This is a genomic window from Tardiphaga sp. P4_G1 (assembly GCF_056401215.1).
The window spans coordinates 1-692 of record NZ_JBFUJU010000024.1; the positions used below are offsets into that span (position 1 = coordinate 1).

Below are 692 nucleotides of genomic sequence, written 5' to 3' on the forward strand. Positions count from 1 at the left end.
TATCAAATGAACAGGCAACCATCGTGAAACTCTCTTTCTTCTCCGAAGCGCCGCATGCGGAGATCGCTCGTGAGCTGGGCATCCCGCTCGGCACCGTAAAATCCCGCGTCCGGCTCGCATTGAACCGGCTGCGAACGCTATTGGACCGCGATATATGACGATCAACCATCACCCCAGCGACGAAACGCTTCTGCGTCTTGCGACCGGAGCATTGGGCGCCGGCCCGGCGCTAGTCATTCGCGTCCACCTCGAAGGATGTGCCGTTTGCCGCGAGCGCTTAGCCCGGTTCGAGGCTGTGGGCGGGGCGATCCTCGACGAGATGCGTTTGGCTTCGCTTGCTGAGGATTTGTTCGGACGGACCATGGAGCGGCTGGAAAGCATTCCATCCACGTTAGTGAAAGAACCCAGGCCGAGGAAACAGCCGGACCTGGGCATCGAGCTCCCTCATGCGATGCGCCACTGCGAAATTGGTCCCTGGCGATGGCTTGGCCCCGGCTTCAGATGGAGCAAGGTGCAAATTGCCGGAAGTCCAGATGCCAAAGTCATGATGATTAAGGGTAAAGCGGGGCTTCATCTGCCTGCCCATGGACACACCGGCATGGAGTTTATGCAGATTCTATCTGGATCTCTGTCGGACGAGCGCAGTCAATATTTTCCCGGCGATCTCGACGAAGCCGATGATGAAGTTAATC

General features: G+C 57.8%; 2 protein-coding genes. Both read left to right on the plus strand.

Annotation, left to right across the window (positions count from 1 at the left end):
* A partial coding sequence (locus AC1DUY_RS30710; RefSeq protein WP_478119198.1) for a sigma factor-like helix-turn-helix DNA-binding protein occupies positions 1 to 158 on the plus strand: 158 nt, incomplete at its 5' end.
* The coding region (locus AC1DUY_RS30715) for a ChrR family anti-sigma-E factor (protein ID WP_478119196.1) at positions 155 to 692 on the plus strand (538 nt) is incomplete at its 3' end. The genes AC1DUY_RS30710 and AC1DUY_RS30715, both read left to right, overlap by 4 nt.